The organism is Capnocytophaga sp. H4358 (assembly GCF_002302515.1).
Lineage (GTDB): Bacteria > Bacteroidota > Bacteroidia > Flavobacteriales > Flavobacteriaceae > Capnocytophaga > Capnocytophaga canis.
The window spans coordinates 113,304-129,746 of record NZ_CP022380.1; the positions used below are offsets into that span (position 1 = coordinate 113,304).

Annotated in this window: 16 protein-coding genes; 8 read left to right on the forward strand and 8 right to left on the reverse strand. The window is 32.7% G+C overall.

The window, feature by feature from the left end; translation table 11 throughout:
- Positions 1–22 precede the first annotated feature (22 nt).
- From CGC49_RS00495 to CGC49_RS00520, 6 genes are all read left to right on the forward strand, one after another.
- Positions 23–1,288: a M64 family metallopeptidase gene (locus tag CGC49_RS00495; protein WP_095911613.1), complete on the forward strand. Its 1,266-nt coding sequence runs from the start codon at positions 23–25 to the stop codon at positions 1,286–1,288.
- Between the two features lie 161 nt (positions 1,289–1,449).
- Positions 1,450–1,725 carry a TRL-like family protein gene (locus CGC49_RS00500; protein WP_095893123.1) on the forward strand — a complete coding sequence of 92 codons (276 nt, stop codon included), beginning with the start codon at positions 1,450–1,452 and terminating at the stop codon, positions 1,723–1,725.
- A gap of 80 nt (positions 1,726–1,805) precedes the next feature.
- Positions 1,806–2,291 (forward strand): hypothetical protein, encoded by a 486-nt coding sequence (locus CGC49_RS00505; RefSeq protein ID WP_042345215.1) that lies wholly within the window; start codon positions 1,806–1,808, stop codon positions 2,289–2,291.
- Between the two features lie 4 nt (positions 2,292–2,295).
- Complete coding sequence (locus tag CGC49_RS00510; protein ID WP_095893124.1) at positions 2,296–2,820, forward strand: hypothetical protein; 525 nt, start codon at positions 2,296–2,298, stop codon at positions 2,818–2,820.
- 242 nt (positions 2,821–3,062) lie between these two features.
- A complete protein-coding gene (locus CGC49_RS00515; protein WP_095911615.1) occupies positions 3,063–4,685 on the forward strand; it encodes an ABC-F family ATP-binding cassette domain-containing protein in 1,623 nt (540 codons plus the stop codon).
- Positions 4,686–4,815: 130 nt separating this feature from the next.
- A complete protein-coding gene (locus tag CGC49_RS00520; protein ID WP_095911616.1) occupies positions 4,816–5,055 on the forward strand; it encodes a hypothetical protein in 240 nt (79 codons plus the stop codon).
- Positions 5,056–5,073: 18 nt separating this feature from the next.
- Here the strand turns inward: CGC49_RS00520 and CGC49_RS00525 are convergent, their stop codons facing one another.
- From CGC49_RS00525 to CGC49_RS00535, 3 genes are all read right to left on the reverse strand, one after another.
- Positions 5,074–6,156, reverse strand: coding sequence for an anhydro-N-acetylmuramic acid kinase (locus tag CGC49_RS00525; protein WP_095911617.1), 1,083 nt, complete (start codon positions 6,154–6,156; stop codon positions 5,074–5,076).
- Positions 6,157–6,239: 83 nt separating this feature from the next.
- The gene (locus CGC49_RS00530; RefSeq protein WP_042006618.1) at positions 6,240–7,223 is read right to left on the reverse strand and encodes a hypothetical protein; all 984 of its coding nucleotides are present in this window, start codon (positions 7,221–7,223) and stop codon (positions 6,240–6,242) included.
- A gap of 95 nt (positions 7,224–7,318) precedes the next feature.
- Positions 7,319–8,047 (reverse strand): RNA methyltransferase, encoded by a 729-nt coding sequence (locus tag CGC49_RS00535; RefSeq protein WP_095911618.1) that lies wholly within the window; start codon positions 8,045–8,047, stop codon positions 7,319–7,321.
- A gap of 37 nt (positions 8,048–8,084) precedes the next feature.
- Between CGC49_RS00535 and CGC49_RS00540 the strand changes: the two genes are divergently transcribed.
- The gene (locus tag CGC49_RS00540) at positions 8,085–10,652 is read left to right on the forward strand and encodes a BamA/TamA family outer membrane protein (RefSeq protein WP_232745188.1); all 2,568 of its coding nucleotides are present in this window, start codon (positions 8,085–8,087) and stop codon (positions 10,650–10,652) included.
- 14 nt (positions 10,653–10,666) lie between these two features.
- On the opposite strand, the gene CGC49_RS00545 is transcribed toward CGC49_RS00540, so the two are convergent.
- The 3 genes from CGC49_RS00545 to mscL form a co-directional block, all read right to left on the reverse strand.
- Positions 10,667–11,401 (reverse strand): hypothetical protein, encoded by a 735-nt coding sequence (locus CGC49_RS00545; RefSeq protein WP_095911619.1) that lies wholly within the window; start codon positions 11,399–11,401, stop codon positions 10,667–10,669.
- On the reverse strand, positions 11,365–12,675 hold the full coding sequence (locus tag CGC49_RS00550; protein WP_095911620.1) for a methylmalonyl-CoA mutase family protein: 1,311 nt from the start codon (positions 12,673–12,675) through the stop codon (positions 11,365–11,367). Before CGC49_RS00550 ends, CGC49_RS00545 begins: the two co-directional genes overlap by 37 nt.
- 194 nt (positions 12,676–12,869) lie before the next feature.
- Entirely contained in the window at positions 12,870–13,253 is a 384-nt protein-coding gene (gene mscL, locus CGC49_RS00555) for a large conductance mechanosensitive channel protein MscL (RefSeq protein WP_042006648.1), read from the reverse strand.
- Positions 13,254–13,531: 278 nt separating this feature from the next.
- Between mscL and alr the strand changes: the two genes are divergently transcribed.
- On the forward strand, positions 13,532–14,653 hold the full coding sequence (gene alr, locus CGC49_RS00560; protein WP_042006609.1) for an alanine racemase: 1,122 nt from the start codon (positions 13,532–13,534) through the stop codon (positions 14,651–14,653).
- A gap of 103 nt (positions 14,654–14,756) precedes the next feature.
- Here the strand turns inward: alr and gmk are convergent, their stop codons facing one another.
- Both gmk and CGC49_RS00570 read right to left on the reverse strand, forming a co-directional pair.
- Positions 14,757–15,326: a guanylate kinase gene (gmk, locus tag CGC49_RS00565; RefSeq protein ID WP_042006607.1), complete on the reverse strand. Its 570-nt coding sequence runs from the start codon at positions 15,324–15,326 to the stop codon at positions 14,757–14,759.
- Between the two features lie 8 nt (positions 15,327–15,334).
- A complete protein-coding gene (locus tag CGC49_RS00570; RefSeq protein WP_095893131.1) occupies positions 15,335–16,189 on the reverse strand; it encodes a YicC/YloC family endoribonuclease in 855 nt (284 codons plus the stop codon).
- Positions 16,190–16,443 lie beyond the last annotated feature (254 nt).

The following is a 16,443-nucleotide window of genomic DNA, read 5'->3' on the forward strand; positions in this document are numbered from 1 at the left end:
AAATATATTAAAGTTTTATTAGATGAGACGTTTTTTATTTATTTTCGGATTTTTATTTTTTGTGCAATCCTATTCACAATCCAAAAGTGTATTTGACTTTAGTAAAAGTCTTCGTATTGATTTTCAATTAATTGGTGATGCAGAAAACTTAGATGTAATCGTCACGCAACTCAAACAAGAACCTTTTTGGGGAGGCTCAAAAAAGAATCTAATATTCCCAAATTATGGAACATTTCGATTACAATTAATTGATATTGATACTAAAAAAGTAGTTTTTTCAAAAGGGTTTAACTCTCTTTTTAGTGAATGGTTACACGTAGAAGCTGCAAAAACGGAAAAAAAAATATTCTCACATGCTATTCAAGTGCCTTTTCCTGTAAAAAACTTAAAATTACATATTGATAAGCGAAATTCTGAAGGGAATTTCGATAAAATTCTTGAAAAAACCATAAAACGTACCGATTATTTCATCAAAAAAGAGAAAGTAGCAACACACCCTGTGATAGAAATCCTCAAAAACGGTGAGCCATCTAAAAAGGTTGATTTGGTGATATTGGCAGAGGGATATACAGCCGATGAAATGCAAAAATTCTATGCTGATGCAAAACGCATGACCGATTATATGTTTACTATCCCGCCATTTGATGTTCTCAAAAAAGATTTTAATGTTTATGCGATAGGAGTTCCTTCGCAAGAATCAGGAACAGACATTCCTGGTAAACATATTTTTAAAAAAACGGCTTTCGATGCATCGTTTTATACATTTGATATGGAACGATATTTAACAACCAATAATATGACAGCTATAGCTGATGCGGCTTCACTTGTACCGTATGATCAGATATACATTTTGGTAAATATAAAAACCTACGGAGGAGGTGGATTTTACAATCACTTGAATTTAGCTACGTCCGATCATGATTTGTCTGATAAAGTATTTGTTCACGAGTTTGGACACGGATTAGTAGGCTTAGCGGATGAATATTATACTTCTACAGCGTTTGATTCCTACTATAATCTCAATGTAGAGCCGTGGGAGGAAAACATTACTTCAATGATTAATTTTGATAAGAAATGGAAGGATATGGTTCACGAAAAAACACCTGTTCCTACACCTCGAACAGCTGAATATAGAGATGTTATAGGCGTTTTTGAGGGAGGTGGTTATGTTTCGAAAGGAATTTTTAGTCCAGTACAAGATTGCCGAATGAAATCAAACGTACCTAAAGGATTTTGTCCAGTTTGTGAACGAGCCATTCGTAGGGTAGTGAAATTTTACACTAACTAATAATCCTATTCTTTGTTAAGTTATTACCTTAAATTTGTTAATTTTTTTTGAAGTTTCTGATTTGTTTTTATATATTTGCCCCCACGTAGAGCTGAAAACTAAAAACAGGGAGGAACTGAAAATCCAAAAGAGTAAGATTCACTATTAAAATTTTAATAATTATGCTTAAAAAATTTATCACAGCTTCAGTACTTGCATTAGCTTTAACAAGTTGTTCTTTAACATTACCAGTAAACGCTACAAGTAATTCAGTAGGTAGTAAAACAGGAACATCTACAGCTACTGGATATTTGGGAGTACTTTTCTTCGATGCTGACGCAAGTATCAAAACAGCGGCTAAAAATGCAGGTATCACAAAAATTTCAACTGTTGATATTAAACAAAAAAACATTTTAGGGCTTATCGTTACTTTTGAAACAATCGTTACAGGAGAGTAATCGCCGAAAAAAAATCATTAAAACTATCTGAAAGATTTCAGGTAGTTTTTTATTTTTATTAATTCAAAGTTATTTAAGAAATGAAAAAGATTTTCGTAGGTTTATTTTTAATATTTATTGGTTGTAAATCAACTAATAAATCATCTATCGATCTCTTTGGAATAGCTCAATATTCGTTGGAATTCAATCAACGCATCGTTAAAAATGTTCCTGATAACGAAATACATAGACAAGTGCTTTCAACATATTTTAAAGAGGAACAATTACCTATTTTCCGAACTATTGAATCTGGTACAAATAAAATATATTTAACTATTCCTACGGGAATTGTTTTTGATGAAAAAAAACTTATTGATACTCCGGAAAATTGTGAAATTCTGCAAACTCAAGAAACGACAGACGTAAAATACATTGCTTACAGATGTGACAAAACCTACACAGCTATTTATTTGAGAAAACTCCAAAATAATACTTTTTGTATTATCGTGTCGGGACAAGAAGAAGAGTCTTTTCGAAAAGAAGCCGAGAAAAATAACATTGATAAAAAAATACTCATAAACCAATAAAGCTATGCAAAGAAAAAAAATCATTCTTGCCTTTTTTTCTGTAATTCTGATGGTTAGCTGTTCCTCTTTGGGTAAAGGAGGGAAAAATTTGTACGCATCTTTCTTTGCTGAACAAGGAATTTTATACTTTATAAAACCCATTGAATTAACAGGAAACGAAGAAAAAGCCTTCATGGATTTTACATTCAAAAGTAAACAAACTTTAGAGGGAAATACTCGAGTAAATATTAGCTTTCATACTGATAAACCTATACACAAAATCATTAATTGTCAAATAGTTGTAAATGGAAATAATTTTTCTTTGACAAATAAAGAATTTATGTTTATCGAAAAAAAGAAAGACAAATTTGAATCACGTTTTTCGTTTGAACTAGAAACTCCACATCTGAAAGAAATTTTCACAAATAATGCTTGGACATTAAACATTACCGAAGAAAACAACACGACTCATAGTTTTCGTACGACTTCTTTGAGTCAAAAGAAAATAAACTTGTTAAGAGATAATTTATTTACTATTTTTGCACAATAAATTCCTCTTTAATAATATACATTTTGTGTTTTTATAGAAAAAATAAAAATATAAGCTGTGAATATATTTTGAATTTAGGATATGAAAGATATATTGGTAGGTTATTTTTTATAAATTCTAATTATTTTTTTGCAGGAAGCACCATATCTCAACGATGGAAAAACACGAAATTTTATATCATTTTTCAAGTAAAGATTCAATTTTTAGTAATATCTTTGCACCCGATTTAATTTTTAAAGACAATGCTAACAGTTTCAAATTTATCGGTTCAGTTTGGGAAAAGAGTTTTGTTCGATGAGGTAAATGTAACCTTTACACAGGGCAATTGCTACGGGATTATCGGAGCAAACGGAGCAGGAAAATCCACTTTTTTAAAAATCCTTTCTGGAAAAATAGAGCCTACCAGTGGGCGTGTTATCCTTGAACCTGGCAAACGAATGTCCGTTTTGGAGCAAGACCACTATGCTTATGATGAATTTACGGTTTTGGAAACCGTTATTCTTGGAAATAAAGTGCTTTCTGCGATTAAGCAGGAGATGGATGCACTGTATGCCGACTATACGGATGAAAAAGCCGACCGTATTGGTGAGTTGCAACATCAATTTGACGAAATGAATGGGTGGAACGCTGAAAGTGATGCCGCTACTTTACTTTCTAACCTTGGTATTTCAGAAAGCGATCATTACACTTTAATGAGCGAAATGGACGGAAAGTTAAAGGTTCGTGTACTTTTGGCTCAGGCTCTTTTCGGAAATCCTGACGTGCTTATTATGGACGAGCCTACCAACGACCTCGATTTTGAAACTATCGGTTGGCTGGAAAACTTCTTGGCAAATTACGATAACACGGTAATTGTCGTTTCGCACGACCGTCACTTCTTGGATGCGGTGTGTACGCACATTTCTGACATTGATTTCGGGAAAATTAACCATTATTCCGGAAACTATACCTTCTGGTACGAAAGTAGTCAATTAGCTGCCCGTCAACGTGCACAACAAAACAAAAAGGCAGAGGAAAAAGCCAAAGAGTTGCAAGAATTTATCGCTCGTTTTAGTGCCAACGTGGCAAAATCAAAACAGGCAACTTCTCGTAAAAAGATGTTGGAAAAATTGAATATCGAAGAAATCCGACCTTCATCGCGTCGTTATCCTGCTATTATTTTTGACAAAGAACGAGAAGCAGGTGACCAAATTTTGCACGTGGAAAACCTCTCAGCGTCTATCGATGGTGAAATTTTGTTTCAAAATGTGGATATTAACTTGGCAAAAGACGATAAAGTGGCTGTCATTTCAAAAGATTCACGAGCTACAACGGCTTTTTATCAAATTCTGAATGAAAAACAACAACCCGATAGCGGAAAATTCCAATGGGGAGTAACCACATCGCAATCGTATCTTCCTGTGGACAATTCGGAATATTTCAATAACGATTATTCGCTGGTGGATTGGCTTCGTCAGTGGGCAAAAACGGAAGAGGAACGCGAGGAAGTCTATATACGTGGATTTTTGGGCAAAATGTTGTTCAGCGGTGAGGAAGCCTTGAAAAAATCATCGGTGTTATCGGGAGGAGAAAAGGTACGTTGTATGCTTAGCCGTATGATGATGCTTCGTGCTAACGTACTGATGCTTAACGAACCAACGAACCATTTGGATTTGGAGAGTATCACGGCTTTCAACAATTCGTTGAAGAATTTTAAAGGGAATGTTTTGTTTACCACACACGACCACGAATTTGCTCAAACCGTTGCAAACCGAATTATTGAGCTTACTCCCAACGGAGTTATCGACCGCTATATGACTTTTGACGAATATATGGACGATAAAAACATTCAAGAGCTTCGCAAAACGATGTACGAAAGAAAATAAACGTTTTCAGAAGCTAAAAAATAAGTACAATAAACAACTCCGAATACATTTTTTGTGTTCGGAGTTGTTTTGTTTTATTTTGAGAATATAAAATAAAATAATATCTTTGTGATGACATAAAATCAACGTTATGGCAAACAAAAAATTATTAAATTCATTTCCGTTTATTTTGTTGATATTTTACTATTTTTTCATCTATAAAAGCCAAATAGCTTGGGAGTATAAAATGAGTGCGCTTGGAGCCATGATCCTTGTAAGTTTTTGGATATATTTGAAAAAACGGAAAAATATTAAATATAGTAAAAATATATTACCTTTAGCATTAGGGGCTTCTGGTGTGGTTATGATTATATTCTATTTGATGGGATAAGGCTTTACGGGTTAAATTTTATTTCTTATTTGGAAAGTAGAAAACGCCTCCACAAGAATCATCTGTAGCTCCTGTTACTGAACGGAGAATGTTAATTTCATGTCGTTTTCTTAGAACTCCCAAAAAGCCAAAAATCAAAGCTTCTTTATAGTCGATAATAGCACGTTCAGGAATCACAATTAGAACAGATTTGTTCATATAGTCACGCATGGTTTCTATCAAAAAGGTGTTTAGAGCACCTCCTCCTGTAACTAATAAACGTTGATTATCAGTGTTTTTTGAATAAGAGGTTACCTCTTGGCATATAGAATACGCAATATGATGAACCGAGGTACATAGTAGATTTTCAATACTATCATCAGAACTGTCTATTACAGGACGTATTTTAGCTTGAAACCATTCGTAACCTGTTGATTTTGGATAAGTTAATTTGTAATATTCTAGCGAATTTAATTGTTCAAAAATTACTTTATTTACGGTTCCATGACGAGCTATTTCTCCGTTTTTATCATATGGTTTGCCAATTTTTTGCGAAAGATAATTCAATAACATATTCGCAATCCCAATGTCGTAAGCAATACGTAGACCATTATCTTCGAATGAAATATTTGAAATACCACCCAAATTTAAGCAAAAATCGTATTCCCCGAATAAATATCTGTCCCCAATAGGTACCAACGGGGCTCCTTGCCCACCTAGAGCCAAATCTCCGGAACGAAAATCATTGACAACAGGTAAACCAGAAATATTACTCAGATATTGTCCACAACCAATTTGACAAGAAATACCTCGCTGTGGTTGATGATGAACCGTATGTCCATGACTTGCGATAAAATCTACGATTAATTGCTCTTCATCTATGAACTGTTTGACTTGTTCGCCAAGCCATTGCCCGTAGGAATGGTGTAAAGCTAATAAATCAATTGCAGATAGCTTTACAGCCTCTTTTAATTCATTTTTTTGTTTATCTTCATATACTACATGCTTGGTTTTAAGTATTTTAAAACGCCACTGTCCGTTGTACGAAAATTGACAATAAGCAATATCTAATCCATCTAACGAAGTGCCAGACATCAGTCCGATGACATTATAGATTTCCATGAATTACAGTTCTTACAAAAAAGGCTACTCCCTTAAGAAATAACCTTTTTCAAATATTAATTTTAAATTTTATAAGTAATATGTTATTTCAATATGAACTCTGTTTCTCCAACAGCACTTAATTTGTCGTCAAAAACAACCACTCGGTACTTACCCTTATCAAAATCATTTTTAGGAGCTGATAAGAAATCACAAACATCAATATTTCTATTATCATAGATAAACTTGGTTGCAAGGCTATAATTAACGGTAGTTTGTTCATTGGACTCGGTACTGTTTTTTCCTAAAGTAACTCCGTCAGGAGAAATCACTTGAACGTAAAATGTTCTGCCACCACTTTTTGCTATTTTATTAGCTACGACTGTGAAACATATTTTGATTCTGTCAGTGGCTCTTGCACGAGCTGTCTGAACCAACTTACCACTTGAACGCACTTTAACTCCTTCAGTAGTTAATTTGCTGATTTGCAAATCTTCACCACTTTCAACAACTTCTTTGAGTTTTGTATTTTGCTGGACAAGTGAATCTAAATAAGAAGATACATTTTGCAAGGCTACAGAAATACTGTCACGTTGTTGTTTCATTAAAGCATTAGAACGACGTAGTGAATCGTTGATAGATAGCAAACGCTCCCGCTCTTTTTTCAAAGTAATTACTTGGTTTTTATACTTTACCAATGAAGATATAGAAACTTTCATTTTTTGTAAAGAATCAATATAAAGCGTAATTTTGTCACGAGCATCTACCAAATCTTGATTTACCGCTTTATTGTCCTCCACCGCTTTATCATAACTTGTTTTGAGAACACTTAATTCTTTGATAATCTGTTCTTTTTGTTGATTAAGTTCTGCTTCATTTCTCTTTTTTTCCTCATTCAAGTTATAAGAAAAATAACCTAAACCACCAGCCAAAACCACTAAAATTCCAATAATAACTTTTGAGACAATTCCACTTGATTTTTTAGGTTCTTCGCCTTCATCTCCATAAAAAGATTCTGTTTTATTTGGCATTTCTGTTGAATTTGGATCTACAAAAATAGGAGGCGTATTGTCTGTTTGATTTGCCATAATTTTTTTCTTTTTTTGTTTATACTGCAAATGTAATTATTATTTTTGATTCAATCATAATCGAAATAGGAGATATTTTTAAATTTTACAAAAAATTAAGAATTTCGTTTCAATTCACTTAATAAAATAGCGGTAGCGGTAGCTACGTTAAGACTTTCTGCTTGTTGTAAACTGCCAAATTTTGGAATTGTTAAAATTTGATGAGCAATTTCCAAATTCAATTTAGAAATTCCATTAGCTTCGTTTCCTAAAACCAAAATTCCCTCTTTTGGAAATGAGGTTTGGTATATATTTTCACCATCCATGGCAGTTGCTAAAATTGGTAACTTACTGTTTTTTAGAAAAATATGTAAATCTTCGTAGTGTATATTTACACGTCCTAATGACCCCATGGAGGCTTGTACTACTTTAGGATTGTAGCAATCAACCGTTTGGTAGCTACATACCAAATGCTGCACTCCAAACCAATCACACAGACGGATAATGGTACCTAAATTTCCAGGGTCGCGAATATCGTCAGTAGCGACGATAATACCTTCATCAACAATAGGTTGGGGGAGTGGTATTTTGAAGATAGCTACTCCTTCGTCTGGGTTTTTAAAACTACTCATCTTTTCTAAGACATCTTTGGTAGTCAGTATGGTTTTTGATTTTGGCAATAATTCTGAGAAATAATCCGTAGCAAAAATGGATTCCACTTGAAAGTTTTGTATCAAAAACTCTAGGATGCTTTTCCGACCTTCAACAACAAACATTTGGTGTTTTGAACGATATTTTTTTTGTTGTAAACTCTGAATTAGTTTAATTTGATTTTTAGTTACCATAAAAAAAATGTATTTTTGACCCTAAAAAAGATATTTCGTGAGATTAATTACTTTAAAAATAGCATCTATTTTTTGCATAACAATTTTATTATCAGCTTGTAACGCTACAAAGAGAGTACCTGACAATGCCTATTTACTGGATAAAACTAAAGTTTTAGTCAATGATGTAAAGACTGAAGATGCAAAGATAGACAATTTTATATTACAAAAACCAAATGGGAGTTTGTTAGGGATGCCTTTGGGATTGTATATCTATAACTTAGCCAAAGAAAACCCTGAACAAGATTTTGTAGATTGGCTGGAAGAGCATCCCAAAACACATAAAACCTTGGATAGATTACTATCACAAAAGCAAGTGGGACGCTTACAAAAATCTTTTTTTGTATCGGGAATTCACAATCAATTGAAAAAAATTGGTGAAGCTCCTGTGATTTTAGATAACTCAAAAACAAAATCAACCGTAAACTATTTGAAGGCTTATTATAGAAGTATCGGTTATTTCAATGCCACTGTACGAGATAGTGTATTTTTAAAGGATACGAAACGAAAAAAACAACTCGCAGATGTTTCTTATATTATAAAAACAGGTGAGCAGTATTTTATTGATGATTTGAAAACCTCAATTAGTTCTTCTCAAGTTGATTCGGTGTATCACTTACATCGGCATGAGAGTCTGCTGAAATCACAAAAACCATATTTATTAGCAGATTTTAATGCAGAACGTAGCCGTTTAACGAATTTGTTTCGCAATAATGGTTTCTATACTTTTCAACAGAGTTCTATTAATTTTGAAATCACACGAGATACCATAGCTACTAATAACGACCAAAAAATGGATGTGGTTACCGTCATTGACGATTTGATTGAGCGTGATGGCGATGAAGTAACAGTGAAACCCTATCGAGTACATCGTTTCAATAAAATTCGTATTTTCACCGATTATGAAATGGGAAGTGATAAATCAGAATTAGATTCTATTGATTATAAGAATGTAACAGTATTTTACAAGAATAAACTACGTTACAGACCTCGTATTTTAGAGATGGCAACAGCCTTTAAAAAAGGAGCTATTTATTCGGATGAAAATAGAAGTCTTACTTACAAGCAAATCAATAACTTGCGTATATTCAAATATCCGAATATTGACTTAAAATATGCTGAAAATGATTCTTTACAAACTAAATTGGACGCTAATATCTATCTCTTGCCGATGGACAAATTTTCATTGCGACTTACTAATGAATTAAAACGCTCTGAAATTGAACAATTTGGTATTTCGTTAGGAACCTCAGTTTCTGCACGAAATCTGTTCAGAAGAAGTGAGGTATTAGAATTGAATTTACAAGGAACTATTGCTTCTCAATTCGATAGAGACCAAGGAGAACCATGGTTTAATATGTCGGAATTAGGAGCCGATGTTCGTCTTATCTTTCCAGAGATTGTGTTTTTGTTTAATACCACGAACATCATACCTTACTCAATGACACCACAGACGATGTTTCAGTTTGGTGTTAGTAAGCAAAAAAATATTGGATTAGACAAACAAACTCTTTCGGGAGCTCTTCGCTATACTTGGAATCCGAAAAAAAATCGCGTTATACTTGATTTGTTCAATTTGCAATATATACATAATTTGAACGTAGACAACTTTTTCAATGTCTATCGTTCCACTTACAGCCGATTGAACGAAATATCTAAAAAATATTCAGTAGATAGCTCATTATTAGATAACAATGGTGATTTAACAATTCCAGAAGGAACCAATCAATTTATGGGGTTAGCTCTTTGGGGAGGAATTCCAAACATTACGGAAACCGATTTGCGTTCTACTATCAGTGTGTTAGAAAGAGCTAATCGACTCACATATGATGACTTTATCCTATCAACAAGTTACACTTTTATACTGAATAATAATTTTCAGTTTAATCAAGAAGATTTTTACCAATTTCGAGTGAAATTAGAGTCGGCTGGTAGTTTTTTAAGTTTGTTATCAAATGCCTATAAAGTAGTTGATTCAAATAACAAGAGTACAAAATTCTTAGATGTAGAGTTTGCTCAGTACGTAAAAATGGAATTGGACTATATTAAGCATTTTCCATTAGGAAGAGGTAACTATCTAGCTTTCAGAAGTTTCTTTGGTTTAGCAGTTCCGTATGGCAATTCAAAAAATATTCCTTTCACCCAAAGTTATTTTGCAGGAGGTTCAAGTGACAATCGAGGTTGGAGAGCATATAGCTTAGGCCCAGGACAAAGCGGTTCCTTATTGGACTTTAACGAAGCTAATATGAAATTAACCCTCAATTTAGAGTATCGATTTCCAATTTCAGGAGCTTTTAAAGGGGCTCTGTTCGCCGATGCAGGTAATATCTGGAACGTGCTTGATAACACCTCATTTGAACAAAATAAATTCAAGGATATTTCTTCTCTAAAAGATGTTGGAGTGAGTTCAGGAGTTGGACTTCGTTACGATTTCGGATTTTTTGTTTTCCGCTTGGATTTAGGAAACAAAATTTACAATCCTGCCAAAGCAATGTCAGAGCGTTGGTTTACGGATGTAAGTTTCAAAAATATTATATTCAACATAGGTATCAACTATCCGTTCTAATGCTTAGTTTACTCTCAAAATTGAATCGACTCATCATTGTTCCAAAAAGGGTCTATTGTTTTTGAAATCATTGAGTTTTCAATCAGAAACGTATTGTAACTCGTGTTAAATTGATTATTTTTTGCGTTATAAATAATATAATCACAGTGAGCAGATAAGGAATAGATTTGCTCTGTTACACTGTTTACATAACAAACTATAGGTAAATAAAAGTTTAAATTATTTTCACTAACGAAAAGATGACTTAAAGCTCGTATTTGTCTTATTTTCTCAATTACTTTCATACTTGTTTGACTAAAATTGAAGAAAAAACGTACTTTATCAAGTAATTCTTTATCTAAATTGTTTAAAAAATTCAAATTATTTAATTCATAATTCTTTCCTATGCAAACCACATAGAGGTATTGTATATCTTTCTGATGATACATAATAGATTCAAAATCAGACTTTTTATAGATAAAAAGTGATTTCTTTTTCACATCAGTAGCTTTGATTAATTCGGAAATATCATAAAACAAAAACATGATTTCTTGTTTAAATATTTCATCAATTTCATAACTACCCCAGAACATAATTGGTTCGTATACAGGATTTTGCCAAATATTGCCCATAGTACGATACCCTCGCACGTACGGAGGGAAACCTGGCATAATTTCTGTCTTTGAGAGAGTGGGGGAGTAGCCTTTTAGTGAAATAGTATCAAATCTGGTGGCTACTTGCTTAGGTGTTTCTTTTCTAGATGTTCCCATAAACGTTTGGGTATTAATGGTTCAACAGAAGTTTTGGTATTGTTTCGTTTTAAAAAAGGATATGTTTCCCATAGCTCTTTTTGAGCAATATCTTTAAAATCAATATTATTTGAGATAACTAAAGCATCAAATTGCTCTTGTTCTTCTAAGGCTTTTTCGCGAATACTTTTTTGTAAGCTACCATTTTTGAATACTTCCAATAATCCTCCATTTTTTTCAATATTTTGTAATAATAATAATGATTTTTTAGCAAATTGATACGATAAAGATTGAAAACAGTCACTTTTATTTATGATAGAAGCTTTATTTCCTAAAGAATCAGAAGCCGTCATGATACTTTTAAACTCTTGCTGATATTCCTTTTTTTTATGGTATATGATAGGATATTTCGGAAATAAAAAATCAGCTCCTCCCAAAATAGCACTTTCGTGTGCCATTTTAATGTATTGTTCATTGTAATTCGAAGTTGATAAAGAAAGTTCCCTATCAGATGGCTCTACCATAAACATACACTCTATTTTAAACGGAAATACATCAAAAATACTCATCGCGATTTGATGAAAAGCCCTCAATTTAGCTATTTCTAACAGAAAATGACTTCCAACAGCTATTTTAAAGTAGATTGTTAATCTATTGATGTTCAGTGTTTTTTCTATATGTTTGCTGTATTCCAAAGCATGAGAAAATCCATAAGCAATCTGTTGTATTATGGAAGCTCCTGCATTTTGGTAGAGTGTTGTATCCACGAATAAAACAGGCTTTTTAATATTGAATGTTTTTGTAAAACACTCAAAATCATTAAATTGACTTCTAAACCACATGCCTTTTTCTATATAGCGATGAATATAGTCGTTACAGACGACTATATCCAATTTACATTCCTCAATGCATTTTTTCAGTTTATTGATGACTTCATCTGTAATATGCTTATTATTAATGAAATACCTATTCTCTTTGGGTAAAGTGTTTAGTAAATCAGCTATGTCGATATGAGGATGTATTGATAAAAAGAAATTTGAAAAATGATGTTTTTTAAAGAAATTAATTTTTTTAACTACAGGAATGACACTAAAACATTCCACTGGAATCATAATTTCAGTTTTTTTATCATTTATGTCATAATAAAGGTGATTATTTTCAGAAGTGTAGATAGGTAATATATCCACCTCTTGAAGCGTTTTAAACACTAAAGTTTTATTGTAGTCAGCTCCTTCTAACTCAAACTGAACCTGTTGCTTCCATTGTTTGAAGGAGGTCGCATGAAAGTTATTCATTTCATTTTATTTTTGCAAATATACAAAAAAGTACCATATTTTCGGACAGCTCCTTGACACTTACAGTATATCACAAGTAGGGCTATCTACATAAAAAAACTGCTTGAAAAATATTATATTCAAGCAGTTTTATACTAATTTTTAAATCTATTAATTGAAATACACCATAGCACGAAGATGCTATACAGACTTTTTTATTTTTTTAATAAATCTCTGATTTCAGCAAGTAATTCCTCTTGTGTTGGACCAGCTGGTGCAGCAGGAGCTTCAGGTTCAACTGTTTTTTCTTTTTTCATTTTGTTAATACCTTTGATCAACATAAACAAAACAAAAGCAATACACAAAAAGTTAATCACAGCTGCTAAGAACTTACCATAGGCAACCCCGTTCCATACTAATCCCTCCAAGTTTTTAGCTCCAGTGGCTTCCAGTGCAGGAGTCAATAACAGAGGAGTAATAACATCAGATACCAATGAAGTTACAATAGCTCCGAAAGCACCCCCGATAATAACACCGACTGCTAAATCAACTACATTGCCCTTTACAGCAAATTCTTTAAATTCTTTTAAAAATCCCATAATCTTTTGACTTTTTGTTATTAAAATAGTATATTTTTCACGTGCAAAAGTAGTCAAATTTATATCACAAAAAAGTGATGTACTTCTTTTTAATAAAACTTTAACCCTTTGTAATTCTTATGTTATTTAAAAAAACAAAACAAACACTTGATAAGTACACTTTGAAAATAGAATTAAATAATTATCATTCAATACTTTAAAAAAAACATAAGAAATTAAATAATAAAGTATTTGCACAAAAAATGGAAATGTATTTCTTTTGCAGTAAATACATAAAAATGACATATAACACATCTCAAATAGGTTCGACTCATCTGATAATTCGATTAGATAATTTGGAGCATAATGTTCGTTTTCTAAGAAGTAAACTGAATGAAAACACTTTGTTTATGGCTGTTGTTAAAGCGTTTTCTTATGGAAATAATCACTGTGAAATTGCTTCCTTTTTACAAAGGAAAAATTTAGTTGATTACTTTGCAGTTGCTTGTGTTAGCGAAGGTGTGGAATTACGTGAAGCAGGAATAAGAAAACCTATTTTGGTGCTTCATCCTCAAATATCAGATTTTGAAGAAATTATAAAGTATGAATTAGAACCTACGCTGTACTCAAAACGAATTTTATCTCATTTTATTGAGTTTGTTGAAAATAAAGGAAAAACAGCATATCCCGTACATTTGAAATGTAATTCTGGCATGAATCGTTTGGGCTTTTTGTTGGATCAAATAACGGATGTATGTCAAATTTTGGGTAGGCAAAAGACAATTTTCGTAAAGACAGCATTTTCTCATTTATTCGCTTCGGAAGATAAAAATGCTTCTGAATTTATGGAAAAGCAAATAAGTTTATTTATTGAATTTCAAAATGTTATAAAAAAACACTTCTCTCATAAAATACTTTTCCACACTTGTAATACTTCCGGAATATTAAATTATCCACATGCTCATTTTGATATGGTTCGAAGTGGTATTGGAATGTATGGTTTTGCTAATGATAGTGAATATCAGTCCGATTTTCGTCCGATAACCATTCTAAAGAGTTTTATCTCACAAATCAATGAAATTCCTGTGGGAGGATATGTTGGTTATAATTTTGGTTTTCAAGCAGATAAAGTCACACGTTCAGCAACTATTGCCGTAGGACACGCCGATGGATTGAATCGAATCTATGGAAAAGGGATTGGTTTTGTGTACATCAAAGGCAAAAAAGCTCCTATTTTGGGGAATGTTTGTATGGATATGCTAATGGTTGATGTCACTGATATCGACTGTCAGGAAGGCGAAGAAGTTACTGTCTTTGATGAAAAATATACTGCCGAAATATTGGCAGAAAATGCACAGACGATTTCGTACGAACTGATTACCTCTCTTTCGCGACGCATTAAACGCATATATGTAGAATAACAATATTTTTGGTTTTTAAACGCACTATAATCTAACAAAAAAGGCTTTGTAAAAGGAAATGCATTCGTTTAATGATTGAGTTTTTTTTGGTAAAAAAACTCAATCATTGCTTATTTATGAAATTAACAATCACATTTTCAGTATCTTGTAGAGCTTTCTCTAATATATCATTCTCAATAATTACATCAAATTTTGGAGCAGCTTCCAATTCAATAGCTGCCTTACCTAATCGCATTTTAATCTTTTCTTCAGTTTCTGTTTGTCTTGCTCGAAGACGTTTTTCCAGTTCTTTAATACTCGGCGGTTTCACAAAAATAGCTAAACTTTGCTCCGGAAACTGCTCTTTGATTCGCAATCCTCCAACAACATCAATATCAAAAACAACTGTTTTGCCTAACCCCCACAATCGTTCTACTTCTGATTTTAGAGTACCATAAAAATTCCCTGCATAAACCTCCTCCCATTCTAGAAAATCATTATTCTCAATGCGTTTTCTGAACTCTTCCACCGAAAGGAAGTAATATTCTTTACCATGTTGTTCTTCTCCTCGTGGAGCTCTTGAAGTAGCTGATATTGAGAAAGCTAAGTTGAGAGATTCCTTCCCCAATAAATGACGAACAATGGTACTTTTTCCACTTCCGGAAGGTGCTGAAAATATAATTAATTTATTCATTACCAATACTATAATACGTTTAATACTTGTTCTTTGATTTTTTCCAATTCATCTTTCATCTGCACCACTATTTGTTGCATTGGAGAAAAATTAGCCTTCGATCCCAAAGTGTTGATTTCTCGACCAATTTCTTGTGCTATAAAACTCAATTTTCGTCCATTTGATTCAGAAGAGTTTAGCGTTTCTATAAAATAATCCAAGTGGTTTTTAAGACGTATTTTTTCTTCAGTAATATCGAATTTTTCTAAATAAAAAATTAATTCCTGTTCAAATCGATTTTCGTCTACATTTTGGACTTCAGCCACCGCTTTTTCTAACCGTTCACGCACTAAAATTAACCGCTCAGGATCTAACTTCTCCACCTCTTGAAGTAGCGATTGAATATTATGGATTCGCAATATAAAATCCGCTTCTAAAACTTTACCTTCCTCAATTCTGAATTTCTGTAAGTCATCTATCGCTGTATGTAATAAATTGACAATCAATTGAAAATCATCTTCCGAAATACTCTCAGAAGTCGTTTGTAAAGCATCAGGCATACGAACCGCCATTTTCAATAATTCCACAGGATCGCCATCTACGATATTTTTCATCTGTCCCATGTACGCCTTCACTGCATTTTCATTGATTTTCACTGAGGTTTGCATACTGGTATTTTCCATAGAGATGTTAAAATCAACTTTGCCTCGTTGCAGTTGCTCGGCGATTATTTTACGAAACTCCAACTCCTTCTCACGATAAGCTAATGGAATGCGAGTACTGATATCTATACTCTTGCTATTGAGTGATTTAATTTCTATGTTGATATGTTTATCAGCAAGAGAAATGGTACTTTTGCCGAAGCCTGTCATTGATTGTATCATTCAGATAATTAATTTAAGTTTAATTTTTAGTTCTTATTAGCACACACATGTGAAAACGCAGTTACAAACCGATTTGTTTTAAATATTGGGTAAAGTAAGCAAATTTTTCGTCCTATACTTCCTTCATTTAGGGGATGAAAATAATCTGTATGGGCTTTATAACGCATTTAAAAACAGCTAACAAAGGTATTATTTTATAAATAGATATAAAAATTTTCTTTCAAAATATTTTTTAAGGTATAGATATTAACATT

What these genes read in the sequence shown, in the direction of transcription:
- CGC49_RS00510 (WP_095893124.1), top strand. Translation starts at nt 2,296, where the DNA reads ATGCAAAGAAAAAAAATCATTCTTGCCTTTTTTTCTGTAATTCTGATG.
- alr (WP_042006609.1), top strand. Translation starts at nt 13,532, where the DNA reads ATGACATATAACACATCTCAAATAGGTTCGACTCATCTGATAATTCGA.
- CGC49_RS00505 (WP_042345215.1), top strand. Translation starts at nt 1,806, where the DNA reads ATGAAAAAGATTTTCGTAGGTTTATTTTTAATATTTATTGGTTGTAAA.
- CGC49_RS00495 (WP_095911613.1), top strand. Translation starts at nt 23, where the DNA reads ATGAGACGTTTTTTATTTATTTTCGGATTTTTATTTTTTGTGCAATCC.
- mscL (WP_042006648.1), bottom strand. Translation starts at nt 13,253, where the DNA reads ATGGGATTTTTAAAAGAATTTAAAGAATTTGCTGTAAAGGGCAATGTA.
- CGC49_RS00570 (WP_095893131.1), bottom strand. Translation starts at nt 16,189, where the DNA reads ATGATACAATCAATGACAGGCTTCGGCAAAAGTACCATTTCTCTTGCT.
- CGC49_RS00550 (WP_095911620.1), bottom strand. Translation starts at nt 12,675, where the DNA reads ATGAATAACTTTCATGCGACCTCCTTCAAACAATGGAAGCAACAGGTT.
- CGC49_RS00530 (WP_042006618.1), bottom strand. Translation starts at nt 7,223, where the DNA reads ATGGCAAATCAAACAGACAATACGCCTCCTATTTTTGTAGATCCAAAT.
- CGC49_RS00500 (WP_095893123.1), top strand. Translation starts at nt 1,450, where the DNA reads ATGCTTAAAAAATTTATCACAGCTTCAGTACTTGCATTAGCTTTAACA.
- CGC49_RS00520 (WP_095911616.1), top strand. Translation starts at nt 4,816, where the DNA reads ATGGCAAACAAAAAATTATTAAATTCATTTCCGTTTATTTTGTTGATA.
- CGC49_RS00515 (WP_095911615.1), top strand. Translation starts at nt 3,063, where the DNA reads ATGCTAACAGTTTCAAATTTATCGGTTCAGTTTGGGAAAAGAGTTTTG.
- CGC49_RS00535 (WP_095911618.1), bottom strand. Translation starts at nt 8,047, where the DNA reads ATGGTAACTAAAAATCAAATTAAACTAATTCAGAGTTTACAACAAAAA.
- CGC49_RS00525 (WP_095911617.1), bottom strand. Translation starts at nt 6,156, where the DNA reads ATGGAAATCTATAATGTCATCGGACTGATGTCTGGCACTTCGTTAGAT.
- CGC49_RS00545 (WP_095911619.1), bottom strand. Translation starts at nt 11,401, where the DNA reads ATGGGAACATCTAGAAAAGAAACACCTAAGCAAGTAGCCACCAGATTT.
- gmk (WP_042006607.1), bottom strand. Translation starts at nt 15,326, where the DNA reads ATGAATAAATTAATTATATTTTCAGCACCTTCCGGAAGTGGAAAAAGT.